The organism is Prescottella equi (genome assembly GCF_020171745.1).
Taxonomy (GTDB): Bacteria; Actinomycetota; Actinomycetes; order Mycobacteriales; family Mycobacteriaceae; genus Prescottella; species Prescottella equi_A.
The window spans coordinates 203329-224320 of the sequence record NZ_JAIVAH010000017.1 but is presented as its reverse complement, the minus strand read 5'-3'; the positions used below and the strand labels follow the sequence as shown (position 1 = coordinate 224320).

15 protein-coding genes and 1 tRNA gene are annotated in these 20992 nt (G+C 67.8%); 5 read left to right on the top strand and 11 right to left on the bottom strand.

The window, feature by feature from the left end; genetic code table 11:
• Window positions 1–10: 10 nt before the first annotated feature.
• Window positions 11–2749 carry a DNA polymerase I gene (polA, locus tag LCL87_RS14610; protein ID WP_225020779.1) on the bottom strand — a complete coding sequence of 913 codons (2739 nt, stop codon included), beginning with the start codon at window positions 2747–2749 and terminating at the stop codon, window positions 11–13.
• Between the two features lie 81 nt (window positions 2750–2830).
• On the bottom strand, window positions 2831–3451 hold the full coding sequence (locus tag LCL87_RS14605) for an ANTAR domain-containing response regulator (protein ID WP_225020777.1): 621 nt from the start codon (window positions 3449–3451) through the stop codon (window positions 2831–2833).
• A 110-nt stretch (window positions 3452–3561) separates the two neighbouring features.
• On the opposite strand from LCL87_RS14605, the gene LCL87_RS14600 reads away from it, so the two are divergent.
• Window positions 3562–3638: transfer RNA gene (locus LCL87_RS14600), tRNA-Leu, on the top strand.
• A 288-nt stretch (window positions 3639–3926) separates the two neighbouring features.
• Entirely contained in the window at window positions 3927–4388 is a 462-nt protein-coding gene (locus LCL87_RS14595; RefSeq protein ID WP_225020775.1) for an SRPBCC family protein, read from the top strand.
• 59 nt (window positions 4389–4447) lie between these two features.
• Here the strand turns inward: LCL87_RS14595 and LCL87_RS14590 are convergent, their stop codons facing one another.
• Window positions 4448–4738, bottom strand: coding sequence for a 5' nucleotidase, NT5C type (locus LCL87_RS14590; RefSeq protein ID WP_225020773.1), 291 nt, complete (start codon window positions 4736–4738; stop codon window positions 4448–4450).
• A complete protein-coding gene (locus LCL87_RS14585; protein WP_225020771.1) occupies window positions 4735–5634 on the bottom strand; it encodes an alpha/beta fold hydrolase in 900 nt (299 codons plus the stop codon). Before LCL87_RS14585 ends, LCL87_RS14590 begins: the two co-directional genes overlap by 4 nt.
• 350 nt (window positions 5635–5984) lie before the next feature.
• Here LCL87_RS14585 and LCL87_RS14580 point away from each other — a divergent pair, with 350 nt between their 5' ends.
• From LCL87_RS14580 to LCL87_RS14570, 3 genes are all read left to right on the top strand, one after another.
• A complete protein-coding gene (locus LCL87_RS14580) occupies window positions 5985–6437 on the top strand; it encodes an OB-fold domain-containing protein (protein ID WP_225020769.1) in 453 nt (150 codons plus the stop codon).
• Window positions 6434–7630: a lipid-transfer protein gene (locus LCL87_RS14575; protein ID WP_225020767.1), complete on the top strand. Its 1197-nt coding sequence runs from the start codon at window positions 6434–6436 to the stop codon at window positions 7628–7630. Before LCL87_RS14580 ends, LCL87_RS14575 begins: the two co-directional genes overlap by 4 nt.
• A gap of 537 nt (window positions 7631–8167) precedes the next feature.
• Entirely contained in the window at window positions 8168–8494 is a 327-nt protein-coding gene (locus LCL87_RS14570; RefSeq protein WP_225020765.1) for a transglycosylase family protein, read from the top strand.
• 67 nt (window positions 8495–8561) lie between these two features.
• On the opposite strand, the gene LCL87_RS14565 is transcribed toward LCL87_RS14570, so the two are convergent.
• The 7 genes from LCL87_RS14565 to lgt form a co-directional block, all read right to left on the bottom strand.
• On the bottom strand, window positions 8562–10415 hold the full coding sequence (locus LCL87_RS14565) for an ABC transporter ATP-binding protein/permease (RefSeq protein WP_225020763.1): 1854 nt from the start codon (window positions 10413–10415) through the stop codon (window positions 8562–8564).
• Window positions 10416–10508: 93 nt separating this feature from the next.
• A complete protein-coding gene (locus tag LCL87_RS14560) occupies window positions 10509–11405 on the bottom strand; it encodes an acyl-CoA thioesterase (protein WP_225020762.1) in 897 nt (298 codons plus the stop codon).
• A gap of 15 nt (window positions 11406–11420) precedes the next feature.
• Window positions 11421–12839, bottom strand: a complete 1419-nt coding sequence (pyk, locus tag LCL87_RS14555) for a pyruvate kinase (protein ID WP_225020760.1) — start codon at window positions 12837–12839, stop codon at window positions 11421–11423.
• Between the two features lie 72 nt (window positions 12840–12911).
• Entirely contained in the window at window positions 12912–14417 is a 1506-nt protein-coding gene (locus tag LCL87_RS14550; protein ID WP_225020758.1) for a glutamate synthase subunit beta, read from the bottom strand.
• On the bottom strand, window positions 14410–18993 hold the full coding sequence (gene gltB, locus LCL87_RS14545) for a glutamate synthase large subunit (protein WP_225020756.1): 4584 nt from the start codon (window positions 18991–18993) through the stop codon (window positions 14410–14412). Before gltB ends, LCL87_RS14550 begins: the two co-directional genes overlap by 8 nt.
• A gap of 288 nt (window positions 18994–19281) precedes the next feature.
• Window positions 19282–20034: a TM2 domain-containing protein gene (locus LCL87_RS14540; RefSeq protein ID WP_225020754.1), complete on the bottom strand. Its 753-nt coding sequence runs from the start codon at window positions 20032–20034 to the stop codon at window positions 19282–19284.
• The gene (gene lgt / locus LCL87_RS14535) at window positions 20031–20990 is read right to left on the bottom strand and encodes a prolipoprotein diacylglyceryl transferase (protein ID WP_225020877.1); all 960 of its coding nucleotides are present in this window, start codon (window positions 20988–20990) and stop codon (window positions 20031–20033) included. Before lgt ends, LCL87_RS14540 begins: the two co-directional genes overlap by 4 nt.
• Window positions 20991–20992: the final 2 nt, after the last annotated feature.

The following is a 20992-nucleotide window of genomic DNA, read 5'->3' as shown; positions in this document are numbered from 1 at the left end:
CCCTTTTCCGTCAGTGCGCCGCCGCGTCCCAGCTGCGTCCGGTACCTACTGACACCTCGAGCGGCACCGACAGTTCGATTGCCGACGCCATCTTCTCCCGCACCAGTGCCTCGACCCGCTCGCGTTCGCCCGCCGCGACCTCGAGGACGAGTTCGTCGTGGACCTGGAGCAGCATCCGCGAGGCCAGCCCGGAGTCCTGCAGCGAACGCTGCACGTCGATCATCGCGACCTTGATGATGTCAGCGGCCGTGCCCTGGATGGGTGCGTTGAGGGCGGCCCGCTCGGCCACCTCGCGGCGCTGCCGGTTGTCGCTGTTGAGGTCCGGCAGGTAGCGGCGGCGTCCGAACAGGGTTTCGGTGTAACCGACCTTGCGCGCCTGCTCGACGACCTCGTGCAGGTAGTCCCGGACGCCGCCGAAGCGCGCGAAGTACGCGTCCATCTGCTGACGGGCCTCGTCGGTGGAGATCTTCAGCTGCGCGGCCAGACCGAATGCGCTGAGCCCGTAGGCGAGTCCGTACGACATCGCCTTGACCCGGCGCCGCAGTTCCGGGGTGACCTCGTCCATCGGCACGCCGAACGCGCGCGAGCCGACGAAGCTGTGCAGGTCCTCGCCGGTGTTGAACGCCTCGATCAGTCCCTCGTCGCCCGACAGGTGCGCCATGATCCGCATCTCGATCTGGCTGTAGTCGGCGGTCAGGAGCGTCTCGTAGCCCTCGCCGACAACGAACCCGTCGCGGATCTGCCGGCCCGCATCGGTGCGGACCGGGATGTTCTGCAGATTCGGCTCGGTCGACGACAGGCGCCCGGTCGCGGCCACGGTCTGGTTGAACGTGGTGTGGATCCGGCCGTCCTCGGCGACCGTCTTGAGCAGGCCGTCGACGGTGACTTTCAGACGCGTCGCGTCGCGGTGCTCGAGCAGGTGCTCGAGGAACGGGTGCTGCGTCTTCTCGAACAGCGACTGCAGCGCGTCGGCGTCGGTGGTGTAGCCGGTCTTCGTCTTCTTGGTCTTCGGCATGTCGAGCTCGTCGAACAGCACAACCTGCAGCTGCTTCGGCGAACCCAGGTTGATCTGCTTGCCGATCACCGCGTAGGCCGCCTCGGCCGCCTCGGCGACGCGGGCGGCGAACGCCGACTGCAGGTCGTGCAGGTGCGTGGTGTCGACCGCGATGCCCGTCGACTCCAGGTCGGCGAGCACCCCGAGTAGCGGCAGTTCCATGTCCGCGAGCAGCCCGGCCGCCTCGATGTCGGCAAGCTCGGTGTCCAGTGCAGCCGCGAGGTCGACGACGGCTCGCGAGCGCAGGATCTCGCCCTCGGCCGCTTCGGCGTCGGCCGCCTCTTCGTCGTCCAGCAGCGAAAGCTGCTGCTGCCCCGACTCTTCCACGCGCAGCTCACGCTTGAGGTAGCGCAGCGACAGGTCGTCGAGGTTGAAGCTGCGCTGCCCCGGACGCACCAGGTAGGCGGCCAGCGCGGTGTCGCTGGTCAGGCCGGCCAGGGTCCAGCCACGTCCGCGCAGCGCGTGCATCGCCCGCTTGGCCTCGTGCAGCGCCTTGGGTTGACCGGCGTCGGCGAGCCAGGCTGCGAGTGCCGCCTCGTCCTCCGGCGTCGCCGTGGTGGTGGAGATGTAGGCCCCCTCACCGTCGGAGGCAGCGATGGCGACAGCGGTCACGTCGCCGCCGTAGGGAGTACCCGTTCCGACGACGGAGAGTCCGTGCCGCTCCCCCGTCGACGCGTGCTCGACGATCCACGCCGCCACCTCGCCCGGCGCGAGAGCCCGCCCGCTGACCTCGAAGCCCTCCTCGGCCTCCGGCTCCGCCGAGCTGAGCGTCGCGAACAGACGATCGCGCAGCACCTTGAACTCGAGGTCGTCGAACAGCGCGTGGATACGTTCGCGGTCCCACGGCGCGAGCGCCAGCTGATCCGGCGTGTACGGCAGCGGGACATCGCGCACCATCTCGGTGAGCTGGCGGTTGAGGACCACCGCGGGCAGGTTCGCCCGCAGCGACTCGCCCACCTTGCCCTTCACCTTGTCGACCTCGTTCACCAGATTCTCGAACGATCCGTACTCGCGAATCCACTTGGCGGCAGTCTTCTCTCCGACACCGGGGATGCCGGGCAGGTTGTCGCTCGGGTCGCCGCGCAGCGCCGCGTAGTCGGGATACTGCTGCGGGGTGAGCCCGTATTTCTCCTCGACAGCTTCGGGGGTGAACCGCGTCAGGTCGGACACGCCCTTGCGCGGGTAGAGCACCGTGACGTCGTCGGTGACCAACTGCAGCGAGTCGCGGTCACCGGTCACGACCAGCACGCGGTAGCCGAGAGCCGTGGCCTGCGTGGTGAGCGTCGCGATGATGTCGTCGGCCTCGTAACGTTCGAGCGCCATCACCGGGATCCCCATGGCCGCGAGCACGTCCTTGGTGATCTCGACCTGACCCTTGAACTCGTCCGGGGTCTTGCTGCGGTTGGCCTTGTACTCGGGGAACGCCTCGGCCCGGAACGTCTGCCGGGAGACGTCGAACGCGGCCGCGACATGCGTCGGCTGCTCGTCCCGCAGCAGATTGATGAGCATCGACGTGAAGCCGTACACCGCGTTGGTCGCCTGACCACTCTGCGTCTTGAAGTTCTCGGCGGGCAGCGCGAAGAATGCGCGGTAGGCCAGCGAGTGTCCGTCGAGGAGCAGCAGCGTCGGCCGGTCGGAACCGGAGGCGTCGGCGGTGGCGGAAGTCGTGGACGACGACGTGGTTGCGGGGCTCACGGTTGACCAGTCTAGGGAGAAGGGCCGACACACCGACCCCTCGTCCCCGCGAGTCGTCGGCCGGAACCCGCGATCACCCGGTCAGGCGGGTGAGCTACCTCCACCGAGCGTGTCGAGGACCACCTCGGCAACCGCCTTCATCGTCGTCCGACGATCCATCGCGGCCCGCTGGATCCACTTGAACGCCTCGGGCTCGGACAGGTTCTGCGACTGCATCAATACGCCCTTGGCGCGCTCGATCACCTTGCGCGTCTCGAGCCGATCCGACAGATTCGCGACCTCCCGTTCGAGCAACGAGATCTCGACGAATCGGCTGGCCGCCAATTCGACGGCCGGGACCAGGTCCGACTTCGAGAACGGCTTGACGAGATACGCCATCGCGCCGGCGTCGCGCGCCCGCTCCACCAGCTCGCGCTGGCTGAACGCGGTCAGGATCACCACCGGAGCGATGCGCTTGGCGGCAATCTCCGAGGCGGCGTCGATGCCGTCGCGGCGCGGCATCTTGACGTCCATGATCACCAGGTCCGGACGAAGCTCCTCCGCCAACTCGACGGCGCGCTGACCGTCACCGGCCTCGCCGACGACGTCGTAGCCCTCCTCACGGAGCATCTCGACCAGGTCGAGCCTGATCAGGACCTCGTCCTCCGCCACCACTACACGCCGCGGCCGTCGTTCCGTGCCCTGCGTGGCGGGAGCGTTCATAGTCACCTGTCTCCTCGGAGTCGGCGCCCGCCGATCGGGGCGCGAACGCTTCGAGGGTACCGGTGGTTTGACTGTGCCCCGTGATCTTCTAGAGTAGGAACCCGCAAGACGCCCTCGTATCCCAATTGGCAGAGGAAACGGATTCAAAACCCGTGCAGTGTGAGTTCGAGTCTCACCGAGGGCACCACGTCACTTCACCGAAATTCAATCGGAACACCCGCCAGCGGTAGCGCCTCTAGGCGCCGTCCGATTCGGACCGACAATTCATACGAGTAAGGCCCCGAGATCTCGCGATCCCGGGGCCTTCTCGGTCTCCCCTACCAAAAGGAGCAACACCAGAGTGCCACAACTCGGCGAGTGCGCCCACTACGCACAAGTGTGAAACCGATGGTGAAATTTGTCGGCGCAGCGTCCGTGCAGCCGCAAAGATTCTTCGTAAGCTGGCCGCGACCACCACTTTCCTGAGAGGCGTGACGTGGCGACGAGCGAGATCCGACTGAACCGAGTGATCAACGCAACACCGCAGGCGGTGTGGCGCGTCCTCACGGACATCGACCACGCCGGCGACACGCTGACCGGGGTGACCCGCGTCGAACGCCTCGCCGGCACCGGTTACGAGGTGGGGACGCGCTGGCGGGAGACCCGCCGCATGATGGGCAAGGAAGCCACCGAGGAGATGTGGGTGTCCGAGGTCGAGTCCGAGCGCCGCACGGTCGTGGAGGCGCGGTCGGCCGGAACCGCGTACCGCACCGTCTTCGAACTCGACGAACGCGACGGCAGGACCGACCTCACGATGACCTTCACCGCCCGCGTGGAGAATGCGTCCCCGCTCACGCGGTTGACGGCACTGCTCTTCGGCGGACTCGGCAAACGGATCACAACGAAGGTGATGACGCAGGACCTGCAGGACATCGCAAGCCGCGCAGAAGCGGGTTAGAACAGGCGACTATCCAGTCGACAAGTGGGCGAGACGATCACGCGGCCACTGATTCGGAGTCAGTGCCGGCCTCCCAGTTGGGCGGGAGCCAGAAGGTAGGCCGTGACCTCGTCCCAGCTGTCGCAGTACGGTCGCTGCACGTTCCGTTCACCCTTGTATCGGAACGGGATCCAATCGCCGTCGAACTCACCGGCACCGTTCTGGTGCCGATCGTCGACCAGGAAATCCCCCCGGTTGAGGTGCTTGTGATGGGACAGGATCAGCCGCTTGTAGGCAGCGGAACCGATGCAGCTCTGGAAGTCGACGAGCGTGTTGTCGAGATCGACGTAGAGGATCTTCCTCGGCTTCACGAGACATCCGCGAGCGAGTCGAGGATGGCCCGATAGTGCAGGTGCGCCATGAAGTGGCCACCCGTCCCGATGTTCAACGTGGACTTCGGGATTCGGGTTGCGAGCTCGGCGGGCCATTCGCGCGGAATCAGCCGGTCCGCGTCGCCCCACCACACATCCACCGGCACCTCGAGGTCCTCCGGGTCGAAGCCCCACGGCCGCATCCATGCCCGGTAGTCCTCGACGACGCCCGCCGGATTCCTCAGCCCCTCGTCGGTCATGGCCGCGAACACCTTGAGTTCGTTGTCGACCACCTCCGCGTCGGCGGGAGCGAGGGTGCGCGACGAGATCCGCGCGAACTGCCTCGGCATCGCCCGGGCCAGCACCGACAAACCCCGAAAGGACGCCCCGGCGAGAGAGGGGCAGCCCAACGACATCCGGGTGAACAAGCGCTCTATTCGCGACAGCCGCGCGAAGGTGCCGGCCTCGGTCAACGGCAGCGCGCCTGCGACGATCGCGACGCGGCTGATCCTGGACGACAACGCGTAGCCGAGCGCGGCCGCGTACTGCCCGCCCATCGACCATCCGAGAACACCCATTCGCTCGACGCCGAGATGGTCGGCCAGTTGTTCGACGTCGGAAGCCCAGTCGAGGACCGTCCGGCCCGGACTGGGGTCCGACAGCCCGATCCCGGGGCGATCCGGCGAGATGAGCCGAATCCCGGCCGCCTCGGCCACCGGGGCGGCTGCCCGGATATCGAGTCGGCAGGACAATCCGCCGTGGGCGTTGACCACGACGAAGCCGTCTGCGGGACCATAGTCGGCGAATCCCATCGACCGACCGTCACGCAGACTGATCACCCGATCCTCGGGCCTGACAGTCACTCTGGGCACAGCGCACCTCCGACGAGTCGCCATCACGATAACGGTCGGTCGCCCGACAGTGACGGACTTCGCCGTCAGGAATTGACGCGTGTTTCGCGACAGATCCAGAACCCGCAGATTCCCCGCTTCCCGCAGGTAGGCGCGTGTCGTCCGTTTCGGCCGTTTGGTCTTTTTCGCCGGCGGCCGATGCAGGCGATGCCGAGTCCCGCTGGCCGGACGTTCGACATGTTTTGCACCGCGCCGCCGGGCGGAGGCCCGCAGTGTCGTCCGGTGGATGGGATCGCACATCGGGAATCAGTTAACTCATGCCATACTGCAACCCGTTCTCTTGCCGGTCACCGACTCGACCGGCCGATCAGGCTCGACAAGCAGATGAGGTTTGCATGAGCGACACCGCCACACCGGCCGTCGAAGGCTGGTTCACCACCGGGCCGGAGCCGGCCCTGATCGGCACCAAGTGCCGGTCCTGCGGCACGATTTCGTTCCCGCGGGAGACCACCTTCTGCAAGAACCCGGCCTGCTCCGGCGAGGAGTACGACGACGTCGAACTCTCCCGCTTCGGCAAGGTGTGGTCGTACACCGACGCGCAGTACAAGCCTCCGGCCCCGTACATCGCGACGACGGATCCGTACGTGCCGTTCGCGCTCGCCGCGGTCGAGCTGCCCGAGGGCCTGGTCGTCCTCGGCCAGGTCGCCGACGGTTTCGGCGTGGCTGACCTCAAGGTCGGCAATCCGGTCGAGCTGGTCGTCGAGACCCTGTACACGGACGAGACGGGCGACCGCAGCATCTGGCGTTGGAAGCCGATCGCGGCAGCAGAGAACGGGGCGCAGGCATGAGCACCAACAATGATGTCGCCGTCCTCGGTGTCGGCATGCACGCGTGGGGCAAGTGGGGCCACTCGTTCGTCAAGTACGGCGTGGCCGCGGCCCGCGCCGCCCTCGCCGATTCCGGAATCGACTGGACGGATGTCGACCTCGTCGTCGGCGGCGAGACGATCCGCAACGGTTACGGCGGCTACGTCGCCGGCGCCACGTTCGCTCAGGCTCTCGGCTGGAACGGCGCCCGCGTCGCAACGTCGTACGCGGCGTGCGCGACGGGTGCGCAGGCCCTCGACACCGCCCGCGCCCGCATCCTCGCCGGCCTGTCCGACGTCGCACTGGTCGTCGGCGCCGACACCACGCCGAAGGGCTTCCTGGCGCCCGTCGCCGGTGAGCGCTGGGACGATCCGGACTGGCTGCGTTTCCGCCTGATGGGCATGACGAACCCCGCGTACTTCGCGCTGAACGCGCGTCGCCGCATCGATCTCTATGGTGCGACCCCCGAGGACTTCGCCGCGGTCAAGGTGAAGAACGCCAAGCACGGCCTGAACAACCCGTACGCCCGCTACCGCAAGGAAGTTGCGGCGGCAGACGTGCTCGCCTCGCCGATGGTGGCGGATCCGCTGCACCTGCTCGACATCTGCGCCACGTCCGACGGCGGTGCGGCGATCATCCTGACGTCGATGGAGTACGCCCGCAAGAAGGGCATCGTGGATCCCGTTCGGATCAGGGCGATTTCGACGGTCACGCCGACGTTCCCGCAGACCATCATGGACATGCCGAACTTCTCCACGGAGTCGGCGTCCGCGGTCCCCGCCCCGGAGCGCACGTTCAAGGAGTCGATCGGCGACGCGGCCTACGAAGAGGCCGGCATCTCGCCCGAGGACGTCGACGTCGCCGAGGTCTACGACCTCGCCACGTCGGTCGAGCTCGACTGGATCGAGGACCTCGGCCTGTGCAAGCGCGGCGAGGCCGAGCACCTGCTGCGCGCCGGTGACACCACGATCGGCGGCCGCATCCCGGTCAACCCGTCCGGCGGTCTGGCCTGCTTCGGCGAGGCCGTTCCCGCACAGGCACTCGCGCAGGTCTGCGAGCTCACCTGGCAGCTGCGTGGACAGGCCGAGGGCCGTCAGGTCGAGGGCGCCCGCGTCGGCATCACCGCCAACCAGGGCCTGTTCGGCCACGGCTCGTCGGTGATCGTCTCCGTCTGACCCCGCGGATTCCCGCGTCACGAAGAGCTCCCGTCCCCGCGGACGGGAGCTCTTCGTGCTTCCCGAACCGATCGCACCGACGGTCTCGAATCCACGGCGCGACCAGCATTTTCGCTCCGGTCGCGACGCGTGCGCCCTTCGTGATCCACGCGCACTTTCGGATCACACGGGCGCTTCGCGAGACTCCATATTGTGACCCAGCTCACCAAACAACAGTGACCCTGATCACTTTCTGAACCCTGATCCAGCGCGTCCATCGCACGCAGTTCCTGCGCTCACCTGGGCCGACCGCGAAAGTCACACCCCGAACACGCACAGGTGTACCAGAAAACAGACCCGTGACGTGACAGGTGGCCTGCCCTAGCGTCGATCACGGCTCGAACCGAAAGAGCCCGCCGCCGATCCGCTTTCATCGTCGCTCTGCCCGCCGGATCGGACACGTAGACCTCCCAGGGCAGACGTGAGGGAACGCACCATCGGCGCCCTCGTGCGGCGCCAATCGAGACCCTCACCTTCAGTACGGAGAGGACACCATCGATGCCGAAATCCATCACACGCTTGCTCGGCGGCCTCGCCGCCTCCACGGCAGCCGTCGCCGCGCCACTCGTCGTCAGCACCGGGACCGCGCACGCCGCGTCCGGAGACTGGGATGCGGTGGCACAGTGCGAAAGTGGCGGCAACTGGTCCGCGAACACCGGGAACGGCTACTACGGCGGCCTGCAGTTCAGCGCCGGCACCTGGAGCGCCAACGGCGGGTCCGGTCTGCCACACCACAACTCGCGCGAGGAGCAGATCCGGGTCGCCGAGAGCGTTCTGGCCACGTCGGGCCCGGGTGCGTGGCCGTCCTGCGGTCAGTACCTGTGATTCGTCCCTGAGCGAAGGGCCCTTCGTACGCTCCCGGCGCACGAAGGGCCCCTTCAGCCGCCATGGATCAACCGACGGTGACCGCCGAGAGCCGCCACGGACCGTCGCCGAGCAACTCGAGCTGACGCGTGTGATGCTGGTCGACCGTGCTGCGGTGACTGACGCTGAACAGGATGCACTCGGGGACGCGTTCCCGAATCAGTTGGTACAGAGAGTATTCGAGCCCCTCGTCGACCGCCGAGGTGGCCTCGTCCAGGAACACGACCTGCGGCCTGGTCAGCAGGACACGAGCGAACGCAATGCGTTGCTGCTCCCCCGGCGACAGGATCTTGGCCCAGTCGGCGCGCTCGTCGAGCCGTCCGGCGAGGTTGCCCAGGTGGACGTCGCGCAGGGCCTCGGTTATCCGGTCGTCGGTGAGGTCCTCCGCACGGCCCGGATACGCGACGGCGCTCCGTAGATCACCCAACGGCAGATACGGAAGCTGGGACAGGAAGAGCGCGTCCGGCCCCACCGGCCGGGCCACGCTGCCGTCGGCAAAGGGCCACATCTCCGCGAGGGTGCGCAACAGCGTCGTCTTGCCGCTCCCCGACGACCCCTTGACCAGCAGGGCCTCCCCGGGACTGAGGCTGAGATCGAGTTCGTCGATCAACAGCCTGCCGTCCGGGGTCCGCACGGAGACCTTGTCCAGATCCACCACTCGGTCGCGTCCCTCGGTCCGGATCGACGGCAACCGCCGGGAACGTTCGTCCGCGTCCATCAGTCCGTCGAGACGAATCAGGCTGGCGCGGTACACCGCGAACTGGTCGTACGACTGCCGGAAGAACGACAGCGCATCGGACACCTGGCCGAACGCCTGCGCGCTCTGAGTGATGTCGCCGAGCGTGATCGTGCCGGCGAAGAACCTCGGCGCCTGGATCACGATCGGGAAGACGACCGCAACCTGGCTGACGCCCAGGTTGAAGCCGTTGAACTTCAACGTCCGGAAGACGATCTGCCAGGCGTTGACGATGACGGCCGCGAATCGTCCTAGCAGGCCCTGCTTCTCAACGTCCTCACCACGGTAGAAGGCGACATTCTCCGCACTGTCGCGCAGGCGCACGAGGGCGTAGCGGAAGTTTGCGGTCAGTCGTTCCTTCAGGAAGCTCAGGTTGATCAGCGGGCGCCCGATCCAGAAGGCGATCGCGGTGGCCGCGAGGATGTAGACGTAGACGAGGACCACCATCGCCCTGGGGATCTCGACACCGAACACCTCCATCGGTCCCGACAGGTCCCACAGGATCCCGGTGAACGACACCACCGAGACCACCGAGCTGACCAGCCCCATCGACAGCGTCTGCGACGTCGTCGCGACCTCGGTGATGTCGGACTCGATCCGCTGGTCCGGGTTGTCGATCGAGTTGTCGATGAAGCGCCCCCGGTAGTACGCGCGGCCGTCCAGCCAGTCGGTCGTGACCCGGTCGGTCAGCCAGGTGCGCCACAGGATCTCCAGAGCCTGACCGACGTACTGCGCGAGCAGTGACCGCACCACGTGCACCGTCGCGAGCACCGCGAACACCACGATCGAGCGCCAGAACAGCGTCTTGGCGCCGTCGAGCGCAGCAGCGTCACCGGACTGGAGCGCCTGCGCCACCAGTTGCAGCGAGGTGTACATCTCATTGCTCTGATAGGACAGCAGGACCAGGATCCGTACACCGAGGATCGTCAGGAACAGCAGCGACAGGATCAGCGACCAGGGCCGCCAGCTGTCGCGCCTGGAGAAATAGGGTCCGGTGATTCGCCAGAACTGCCGGCCCCAATTGGTCCGCCGAGCCAGCAGCGCGCCGATCGCGAAGAAACAGACCAGCGCGATCAGGAAGACTCGGGATGTCCACAACAGACTGGCCACGGCCTCGTGGCTCCAGTCGATCGGTTCGTCTCGCATGGGGCTCCCCCATCACAGATGGCGTGCCGTGATCAGAGAACCAGAAGTTTAGTCACCGCGACGAGTGCCGCGGACGATCATGACCGAACGAACTCAGCGCCGGGCCGGAAAGTGCCGAATGACGCCTTCCTGCACCACCGTTGCGATCAGTTCTCCCTCACGGGTGAAGAACCGACCGGTTGCGAGACCACGCGATCCGGCCGCGACGGGCGATTCCGTCGCGTACAGCGCCCACTCGTCGAACCGGAACGGGCGGTGGAACCAGATCGAGTGGTTGACCGTCGCGGCGACGATCCGGTCGAGTCCCCAGGACAGCCCGTGCGTGGTGAGGATCGAGTCCAGGACGGTGGTGTCCGACGAGTACGCGAGCGCTGCGGCGTGTCCGCGCGGGTCGTCGGGCAGGTGCCCGTCCGCACGCATCCAGACCCGGTTGTGGCCGAGGCGCTCACCGGAATCCTTGAGTACCCACGTAGGGTCGTTGGCGTAGCGCATCTCGATCGGCTTGAGCGCATCGACGAAGGACCGCAGTCGATCCTCGTAGCCGACCAGGTGATCGCCGAGCGACGGCAGGTTCTCCGGGCCGTCTACGTCAGGGATCGCGACACTGTGCTCGAGCCCCGAACCCCAGTCCTGGAAGGCCGCGAACATCGAGAACACCACGTTCCCGTCCTGATACGCGGTGACCTGACGGTTCGCGAACGCCCGTCCGTCCCGGTGTCGCTCGACGCGGTACTCGATCGGCGCCTTGACGTCGCCGCCCCGGATGAAGTGGGCGTTGACCGCGTGGACGGGGCGATCGCCGTCGACGGTCCGCCCCGCCGCCACCAGTGCCTGCGCGACCAACTGGCCGCCGAACGTGCGGCTACCGACCTGGTCCGGGTGCCGTCCGAGGTAGGTGTCCTCCCCGATCTGTTCGAGATCGAGGAGGCCCAGCAGCGTCTCCAGATCGGCCGAACGTGTCGGCCGTAACGCCGCCCCCACTTCGTTCACGTGCTCTGCCCCTCGCTAGTGGTCTTCCTCACCGATCCGGTGCACGTGGATCAGGTTGGTCGAGCCTACTGTGCCCGGCGGGGAGCCGGCCACGATGACCACGAGGTCGCCCTTGTTGTAGCGGCCGAGCGAGAGCAGGGCGTGGTCGACCTGAGTGAACATCTGGTCGGTCGAGGCGACCGGGTCCACGATGAAGGTCTCGGTGCCCCACGACAGCGCCAACTGGCAGCGCACCGACTCGAGGGGTGTGAAGGCCAGGAGCGGGAGCGGCGAGTGCAGGCGCGCGAGACGGCGAACCGTGTCGCCGGACTGCGTGAACGCCACCAGCGCCTTGGCGTCCAGTCGCTCACCGATGTCGCGGGCGCCGTACGAGATGACACCACGCTTGGTGCGCGGGACGTGCGTGAGCGGCGGGACGCGCGCCGGATCGGTCTCGACGGCCTCGAGGATCCGCGCCATCGTCTGGACGGTCTCCATCACGTACTTGCCGACCGACGTCTCGCCGGAGAGCATGACGGCGTCGGCGCCGTCGAGGACGGCGTTCGCGACATCGGACGCCTCGGCGCGGGTGGGCCGGGAGTTCTCGATCATCGACTCGAGCATCTGCGTCGCGACGATCACCGGCTTGGCGTTCTCCCGGGCGATCTGGATCGCCCGCTTCTGCACCAGCGGCACCTGCTCGAGCGGCAGTTCGACACCCAGGTCGCCACGGGCGACCATCACCGCGTCGAAGGCCAGCACGACGGCCTCGAGGTTCTCGATGGCCTCCGGCTTCTCGAGCTTCGCGATCACCGGCACCCGGCGGCCGACGCGGTCCATCACGTCGTGGACGAGTTCGACGTCCGCGGGCGAGCGCACGAACGACAAGGCGATGAAGTCGACACCCAGGCGCAGCGCGAACTCGAGGTCCTCGATGTCCTTCTCCGACATCGCCGGCACCGACACGTTCATGCCGGGCAGCGAGACACCCTTGTTGTTGCTGACCGGGCCACCCTCGGTGACGCGGCACACCACGTCGTCACCCTCGACGGCCTCGACGACCAGTCCGACCTTGCCGTCGTCGACCAGCAGTCGGTCGCCGGGCTGCGCGTCCTGCGCGAGCTGCTTGTAGGTGGTCGACACCCGATCGTGAGTTCCGGCACAATCCTCGACCGTGATCCGGATCTGCTCGCCGGTCGCCCAGTGGGTCTTGCCCTCGACGAAGCGCCCCAGGCGGATCTTCGGGCCCTGCAGGTCGGCGAGGATGCCCACCGCTCGGCCCGTCGCCTCGGACGCGGCCCGCACCCGCCGGTAATTATCCTCGTGATCAGCGTGTTCGCCGTGACTGAAGTTGAGTCTGGCTACGTCCATTCCGCTCTCGACGAGCTCGCGGACGCGGTCGCCGGATGCAGTAGCAGGGCCAAGAGTGCAGACAATCTTCGTGCGTCGGGTCACGGGGAAAGCCTAGTCAATCCGGGGAACGAACTCTATTCGGCGGGCGAACGCACGGTGACGACGAAGTGAGCGTCAGAGGACGGTCAGCGGCAGGGCCGTCGGATGCACCGGGGCGGGCAGTTCGGACGAACCCGTGAGATAGACATCGACCCCCTGCGCCGCCGAACGCCCCTCCGCGATCGCCCACACCACCAAGGATGCGCCGCGGTGTGCGTCGCCGCACACGAAAACGCCCGGAGTGGCCGTCTGCCAGTCCGACGCACAGGACAGCGAGCCGCGGCGGTTCGTCTCCAGCCCGAGGTCGTCGAGGAGCGGACCGTGCTCGACGCCCTCGAAACCGATCGCGAACAACGCCAGATCGCAAGGCAATTCGATCTCCTCACCGACCGGGGTGATCCTGCGACGCCCGTGTTCGTCACGGGCGAGGCGGACCTCGGCCAGCACCATCGAGCGGACGTGACCGCTCGCGTCCCCCAGAAATCGTTGCACCGCAACCTCGTACCGGCGCACCCCGCCCTCGGCATGTGCCGGCGAGGTGCGCAACACCATCGGCCACGCCGGCCACGGCATCGACGCCTCGTCCCGCTCCTCCGGCAGCGCCGGGTGGTAGTCCAGCTGTGTCACCGACAACGCGCCCTGCCGGTGTGCCGTTCCCAGGCAGTCGGCGCCGGTGTCGCCGCCGCCGATGATCACCACGTGCTTACCCTTCGCCGTGATCGGCGTCGCCCCGTCGCCTTCGCACTCGTGATTCGACGCCACCAGGTGCTCCATCGCGAGGTGCACCCCGTCGAGGTCGCGGCCCTGGACGTCGGGGTTGTCGCGGGCGAGGAGCGCCCCGGTCGCGAGCACCACCGCGTCGAACCGGTCGCGTAGATCCGCCACCGCCAGGTCCACGCCCACCTCCACCTCGGTGACGAAATGCGTTCCCTCCACCCGCATCTGCGAAAGCCGACGCTCGACGACGCTCTTCTCGAGCTTGAACTCGGGAATGCCGTAGCGCAGCAGTCCGCCGAGCCGATCGTCGCGCTCGTACACCGTGACCTCGTGTCCGGCCCGTGTGAGCTGTTGCGCCGCGGCCAGTCCCGCCGGACCCGATCCGACGACCGCGACATTCTTGCCTGTCCGCAGCGCGGCGCGTACGGGCGGAATGCAGTCCTTCTCCCACGCGGTGTCGGCGATCGCCTGTTCGATCCGCTTGATCGTCACACTTCCCGTGGTGTGGGTGTCGGCGAGCGAGAGGACACAGGCGGCCTCGCAGGGCGCCGGGCACACGCGGCCGGTGAACTCGGGAAAGTTGTTGGTGGCGTGCAGGCGTTCGGCCGCGGCCTCCCAACGTCCGCGCCGCACCAGGTCGTTCCATTCGGGGATCAGGTTCCCGAGCGGACACCCGGCACTGGTCGAATGGCAGAACGGGATCCCGCAGTCCATGCACCGGCGCGCCTGTTCGGACACCTCCCGGGCCCGCTCGGCTGCGGATTGATGCGCGTACACCTCCCGCCAGTCGTGGATGCGTTCCTCGACCGGACGTTTGGTTGCTTCCTGCTTGGCGACGTGCAGGAAACCTTGGGGATCAGCCACGCGCCGCCTCCATGATCGCGGTGTCGACGTCGAGCCCCTCGGCCCGTGCCATTCGCGTCGCTTCGAGGACGCGCTGGTAGTCGGTGGGCATGACCTTCGTGAAGAGCGCCGAACGGCGGGGCCAGTCGGCGAGCACCGACGCGGCCACCGCGGAACCCGTCCACCGCAGGTGCTGCTCGACCACGACCCGCAGCCACTGCAGGTCGTCACCGTCCGGCACCTGCAACCGCACCATCGCGGTGTTGATCTTCGAGTGGTCGGCGTCGAGGAGGAACGCGATGCCGCCCGACATGCCCGCCGCCAGGTTCCGGCCGATCGGACCGAGGACTACGACGCGTCCGCCGGTCATGTACTCGCACGCGTGGTCGCCGACGCCCTCGGTGACGGCCACCGCCCCCGAGTTGCGCACACAGAACCGTTCGCCGACCCGCCCGCGTAGATACGCCTCACCCGACGTCGCGCCGTACAGCAGGGTGTTCCCGGCGATCACCTGCGTCTCCGGCAGAAACAGGACGTCGTCGGCGGGCCGCACCACGATGCGCCCGCCCGAGAGTCCCTTGCCGACGTAGTCGTTCGCGTCGCCGACCAGGTCGATCGTGACACCGGGCGGCAGGAAGGCACCGAGCGACTGCCCCGCCGATCCCTCGAGCTGGACCCGGATCGTGTCGTCGGGCAGTCCGGCCGCCCCGTAGCGGCGGGTGACCTCGGACCCGAGCAGCGTCCCGACGGTGCGGTTGACGTTGCGCACCGGCAACTCGAGCCGAACCGGCAGCGCGTCCTCGAGCGCACCCTCCGCCAACTGGATCAGCGTCCGGTCCAGCGCCAGATCGAGACCGTGTTCCTGGGCCCGCACCCGCCGCCGCTGCGGAATCCCCGCACCGGGCAGCGCCTCCTCGGTCGCGAAGATCGGCGTGAGATCGAGACCGCGACTCTTCCAGTGCGCCACCCCGACCGCGGTCTCGAGGACCTCGGGATGACCGACCGCCTCGTCGACACTGCGGAAGCCGAGTTCCGCGAGGCGCTCGCGCACCTCGGCCGCGACGAACCGGAAGAACTCCTCGACGAACTCCGGCTTGCCGGTGAACCGCTTGCGCAGCTCCGGGTTCTGCGTCGCGACACCCACCGGGCACGTGTCGAGGTGGCACACACGCATCATGATGCAGCCGGCCGCGATCAACGGGGCGGTGGAGAATCCGAACTCCTCGGCCCCGAGCAGCATCGCCACCATGACGTCCCGTGCCGTCCGCATGCCGCCGTCGCACTGCACCGTGATCCGATCGCGCAGCCCGTTGAGCACGAGCGTCTGCTGCGCGTCGGCGAGCCCCACCTCCCACGGCAGCCCCGCGTGTTCGAGTGAGGTGAGCGGCGACGCGCCGGTGCCGCCGTCGTGTCCGGAGATGAGGACCACGTCGGCGTGTGCCTTGCTCACCCCGGCCGCAACCGTCCCGACGCCCACCGAGCTGACGAGCTTGACGTGCACGCGGGCGTCCTCGTTCGCGTTCTTGAGGTCGTGGATCAGCTGGGCGAGGTCTTCGATCGAGTAGATGTCGTGGTGCGGCGGCGGCGAGATGAGTCCCACCCCCGGGGTCGAGTGCCGGGTACGCGCGATCCACGGATAGACCTTGAACGCCGGGAGTTGGCCGCCCTCACCGGGCTTGGCGCCCTGCGCCATCTTGATCTGGATGTCGGTGGCGTTGACGAGGTAGTCGCTGGTGACGCCGAACCGCCCGCTCGCGACCTGTTTGACGGCGCTGCGCCGCATCGGGTCGTACAGCCGGTCGACGTCCTCGCCGCCCTCGCCCGAATTGGAGCGACCACCGAGCCGGTTCATCGCGACCGCCATCGTCTCGTGTGCCTCCGCCGAGATCGAGCCGTAGCTCATGGCGCCCGTGTTGAACCGGGTGAAGATCGACTCCGCCGGCTCGACCTCCTCGATCGGCACCGGTGGCCGCAGCCCACGACGGAACTCGAACAGTCCGCGCAGCGTCCCGCCCTCCGCGGACAGCCGGTCGACCTCGGCGCTGTACTTGTCGAAGACGTCCACCCGCCCGGTCCGGGTCGCGTGCTGCAGCAGGAACACGGTCTCGGGGGTGAACAGATGGAGTTCACCGTCACGGCGGTACTGGTAGATGCCACCGACGTCGAGGCGGCGATGCACCTGGGACGACGGGTTTTCCGGATATGCCGCGCGATGTCGCAGTTCCACCTCGCGGGCCAGCACGTCCAACCCGACGCCACCGAGGCGGCTCACCGTCCCGGTGAAGTACTCGTCGACGACCTCCCGGGACAGTCCGATCGCCTCGAAAACCTGTGCGGCGGTATAGGATCCGACGGTAGAGATGCCCATCTTGGACATCACCTTGAGCACACCCTTACCGAGCGCGACGAGGTAGTTCCGCACCGCGACCGACGCTTCGAGGCCAGTCAGTTCCCCCTCCACGACCAGGTCCTCGATCGACTCCATCGCCAGGTACGGGTTGACCGCCGCGGCGCCGCATCCGATCAGCAGCGCGATGTGGTGCACCTCGCGCGCGTCCCCGGTCTCCACGACGAGCGCCACCTTCGTCCGCTCCTTGGTCCGGACGAGGTGATGGTGCACTGCCGATACCGCGAGCAGCGACGGTATCGGCGCCCGCAGATGATCGGAGTCGCGATCCGAGATCACCAGTGTCCGGTAGCCGTTCGCGATCGCATCGCTCGCCGCGGCACGCAGATCCTCGATCGCGTCCGCCATTCCTTCGCCGCCGGCGTCCGCCCGGTACAGGGCCCGCAGCACCGTCGTCGCGAACCCCGGGCAGTCGCCGTCCGCGTTGATGTCGATGATCCTGGCGAGTTCGTCGTTGTCGAGAACCGGCCACGACAGCACGATCTGGCGGCACGACGCCGCGGTGGGCTCGAGCAGGTTCTGTTCGGGCCCCATCACCCGGCGCAGCGACGTCACGATCTCTTCCCGGATCGCATCCAAGGGCGGATTGGTCACCTGCGCGAACAGCTCGACGAAGTAGTCGTACAGCAGCCGGGGCCGCTGCGAGAGGACCGCGATCGGGGTGTCGGTGCCCATCGACCCGATCGGTTCGCCTCCCGCCGTCGCCATCGGCGACAACAGCACGCGCTGTTCTTCCTCGGTGTAGCCGAAGGCCAGCTGCCGGCGGACCACCGCTTCGTGGTCGTGAGGGGCTCGTCCTCTGAGCGGCAGGGTCCGCAGATCGAGCAGGCCGGCATGCAACCACTCGGCGTAGGGCTGCTGCGCCGCGAGTTGCGTCTTCACCTCACGATCGGGAACCACCCGACCGGCCTCGGTGTCGACCAGGAACATCTCGCCCGGTTCGAGACGTCCCTTCTCGATCACCTCCGACTGCGGGATCGGGAGCACACCGCTTTCACTCGCGAGCACGACCCGCCCGTCTCCGATGCGCCACCACCTGCCCGGACGCAGTCCGTTGCGGTCGAGGACGGCCCCCACGACGGTGCCGTCGGTGAAGGTGACGCAGGCCGGACCGTCCCACGGTTCCATCAGCGATGCGTGGAACTGGTAGAAGGCCCGCAGTTCCGCCGGCATGTCGGCGTGGTTCTCCCACGCCTCGGGGATCATCATCAGCACCGCGTGCGGCAGGGACCGCCCGCCGAGGTGCAGCAGCTCGAGCACCTCGTCGAAGGACGCCGAGTCCGAAGCATCCTTCGTGCAGATCGGATAGAGGCGTTGCAAGTCGCCCGGGATGAGCGCGCTGGCCAGCATCGCCTCGCGCGAACGCATCCGGTTCCGGTTCCCGCGCACCGTGTTGATCTCGCCGTTGTGCGCGATGAAGCGGAACGGATGTGCCAGCGGCCAGGACGGGAACGTATTGGTGGAGAAGCGGCTGTGCACCACCGCGATCGCACTCGCCGTCCGCGGGTCCCGCAGTTCGGGGAAGTACAGCCCGAGCTGCGCCGTGGTCAGCATCCCCTTGAAAGTCATCGTCCTGCTCGACAGCGACGGGAAGTACACCGCAATGCCCGCCCGCTCCACATCGTCGGGCACTTGTTCGGCACGCTTGCGCAGGCCGTAGACGCGGCGGTCGAGGTCCAGCCCGCCCAGTCGTGTGCCGTCCTCCGACCGGGCCGAGACGAACAGGTACGTCATGTGCGGCATGCAGGAGCGCGCCGTGCTGCCGATATCGGCTCCGAGCGGGTCGACGCCGACCTCGTGCCAACCGAGGATCTCGACGCCTTCCTGCTCGGCGATGCGTGCCACACGTTCCTGCGCGGCAGTCCGCCGATCCGGGTCGGTCGGCAGGAAGCAGATGCCCGCCGCGAAGGTGTGCGCCCCGTCGGGACCGGAGTCAGGGAGATCGAACGGGACGATTCCACGGAAGAATTCGACCGGGAGCTGAATGAGAATGCCCGCGCCGTCGCCACTGTTGACCTCAGCGCCCGCGGCACCGCGGTGCTCGAGGTTCTCGAGGGCGAGCAGCGCGTCGGCAACGATCCTGTGGGACCGGCGACCGTGGATATCGGCGACCATCGCGACACCACACGAGTCCGATTCACGATCAGGGACATAGAGGCCGCGGGCATCTGGTTGCCGAGAGAACAGCACCGGTACACCTCCACACCGGCCCACCGGAAGCTCCGCGAGCTTCGCTGCGGCCATCGCGCGTCACGCACTTCTCCGGCGACTCCGTGGGGGTCGCCGACTACGGGTGCTGACTGCATCGATCGGGGTCTACCGGCACTGCTGTCGACCCGTGAAGGTTGCCGAGGTTCCACACCCGGCCGGGCCAGTTTACCGCGCAAAGGCCACCCGAAGCGATGCCGAAAAATGCGCACCGCCCGCGCCGGAAACGGCGCGGGCGGTGCGATCGGATGAGAGTTTCCGGGCGGTGAATCAGGTCTTCAGTGGTCGACCCTGCTGGTCCCGCACGGCACCGGACAGCATCAGGATGCCGTCGACGAATGCCCAGATCCAGATCACCGGGAAGATGACGAATCCGATTCCGAAGATGGTCGTGATCAGTCCCACCCAGAAGACCAGCAACTGGGCCAGCCCGATACCGATGCTGCCGATGTACAGTCGGCCGATTCCGGGTAGCGAGATGAAGCCGAGCAGGATCTGCAGCAAGCCCGCGGTGGCGCGCGACTTGTCCGAATACGGTTCACCGGTGACCGGATCGCGTCCGTAGGGTGCGCTCGGGTCGCCGAAGGAACCGCCGTACCCGCCCGGGTATCCGGTTCCCGGCGGGTAACCGGGTGCCGGCGGGTAGCCCGGTGCCGGCGGATAACTCGGCGGTGGCGGGGTCGGCTGACCGTACTCGGGCTGCGGAGATCCGTACACCGGACCGGACGTCGGCGGCAACGGATCACTCGACGGCGGCGGGTAGCTCGGACCCGAACCCCAACCGGGGCCGTTCCCGACGCCGGAGTAGGTGTCCCAGCCCGGTCCCGCGGTGTTGCCACCGGACGGCGGCACCGACGACGTTCCGGACGTCGACTCGGTCATCGACGCGTCCGCGGTGGCGTCGTAGTCGAACGGTGAACCGAACTCCGGCGGCACGGGTGCGGAAGAGTTCTCTGTGCCGTTCTCGGGGCCCTCGGGATCGCGGCCGGGCTCATCGTCACCGGGCTTTCGGAGGTCACTCATTTCTGCTCTCCCTTCGCCTCGGACGGCTCGACGTCGGCCCGTTCTGTTGTAGCCGGCGCGTCGCCGATGTGCGCGGGGGCGGTGCCCTTCGCATGCGACTGCAGCTCCGCCGGATCCTCGCGGCCCTTCTTCGCGAGGACGAAGTACGCGACGGCGGCCAGGAACACCAGCGCCGATGTGAACGAGTTGACGCGGATGCCCAGGATCTCGCTGGCATGGTCGGACCGCATCAGTTCGATCCAGAAACGGCCGGCGCAGTACCCGGCCACATAGAGCGCGAACAGGCGGCCGTGGCCGATCTTGAACTGCCGGTCGACGAGGACCAGCAGCACCACGATGAGCAGGTTCCACACCAGCTCGTACAGGAACGTCGGGTGCACCACCTGCTGGACGACACCGTTCGACACCCCGTTCAGGGTGTCGACGCGACCCGCCGCATCGGTGCGCTCGTAGATTTCCAGACCCCACGGGACCGTGGTCTCGCGACCGTACAGCTCCTGGTTGAACCAATTGCCGAGGCGCCCGATCGCCTGCGCCAGGATGATGGCCGGCGCGAGCGCGTCACCGAAGGCCGGCAACGGGATGCCCCGCCGACGGCAGCCGATCCAGGCACCGACCGCACCCAGCGCAACCGCGCCCCAGATACCGAGGCCGCCCTGCCAGATCTTCAGCGCGTCGACCGGGCTGCCGCCCTCGCCGAAGTACGTCGGCCAGTCGGTCAGCACGTGGTAGAGCCGGCCGCCGATCAGACCGAACGGCACCGCCCACACCGCGATGTCGAGAACGGTGCCCTTCTCGCCGCCCCGGGCGACCCAGCGGCGGTCGCCCCACACGATGGCGACGACGATGCCGACGATGATGCACAGCGCGTAGGCGCGCAGAGCCAGCGGCCCCACGTGCCACACACCCTGCGGTGGGCTCGGCAGATAGGCGAGCAATTCGGTCGAAGTCACCATCG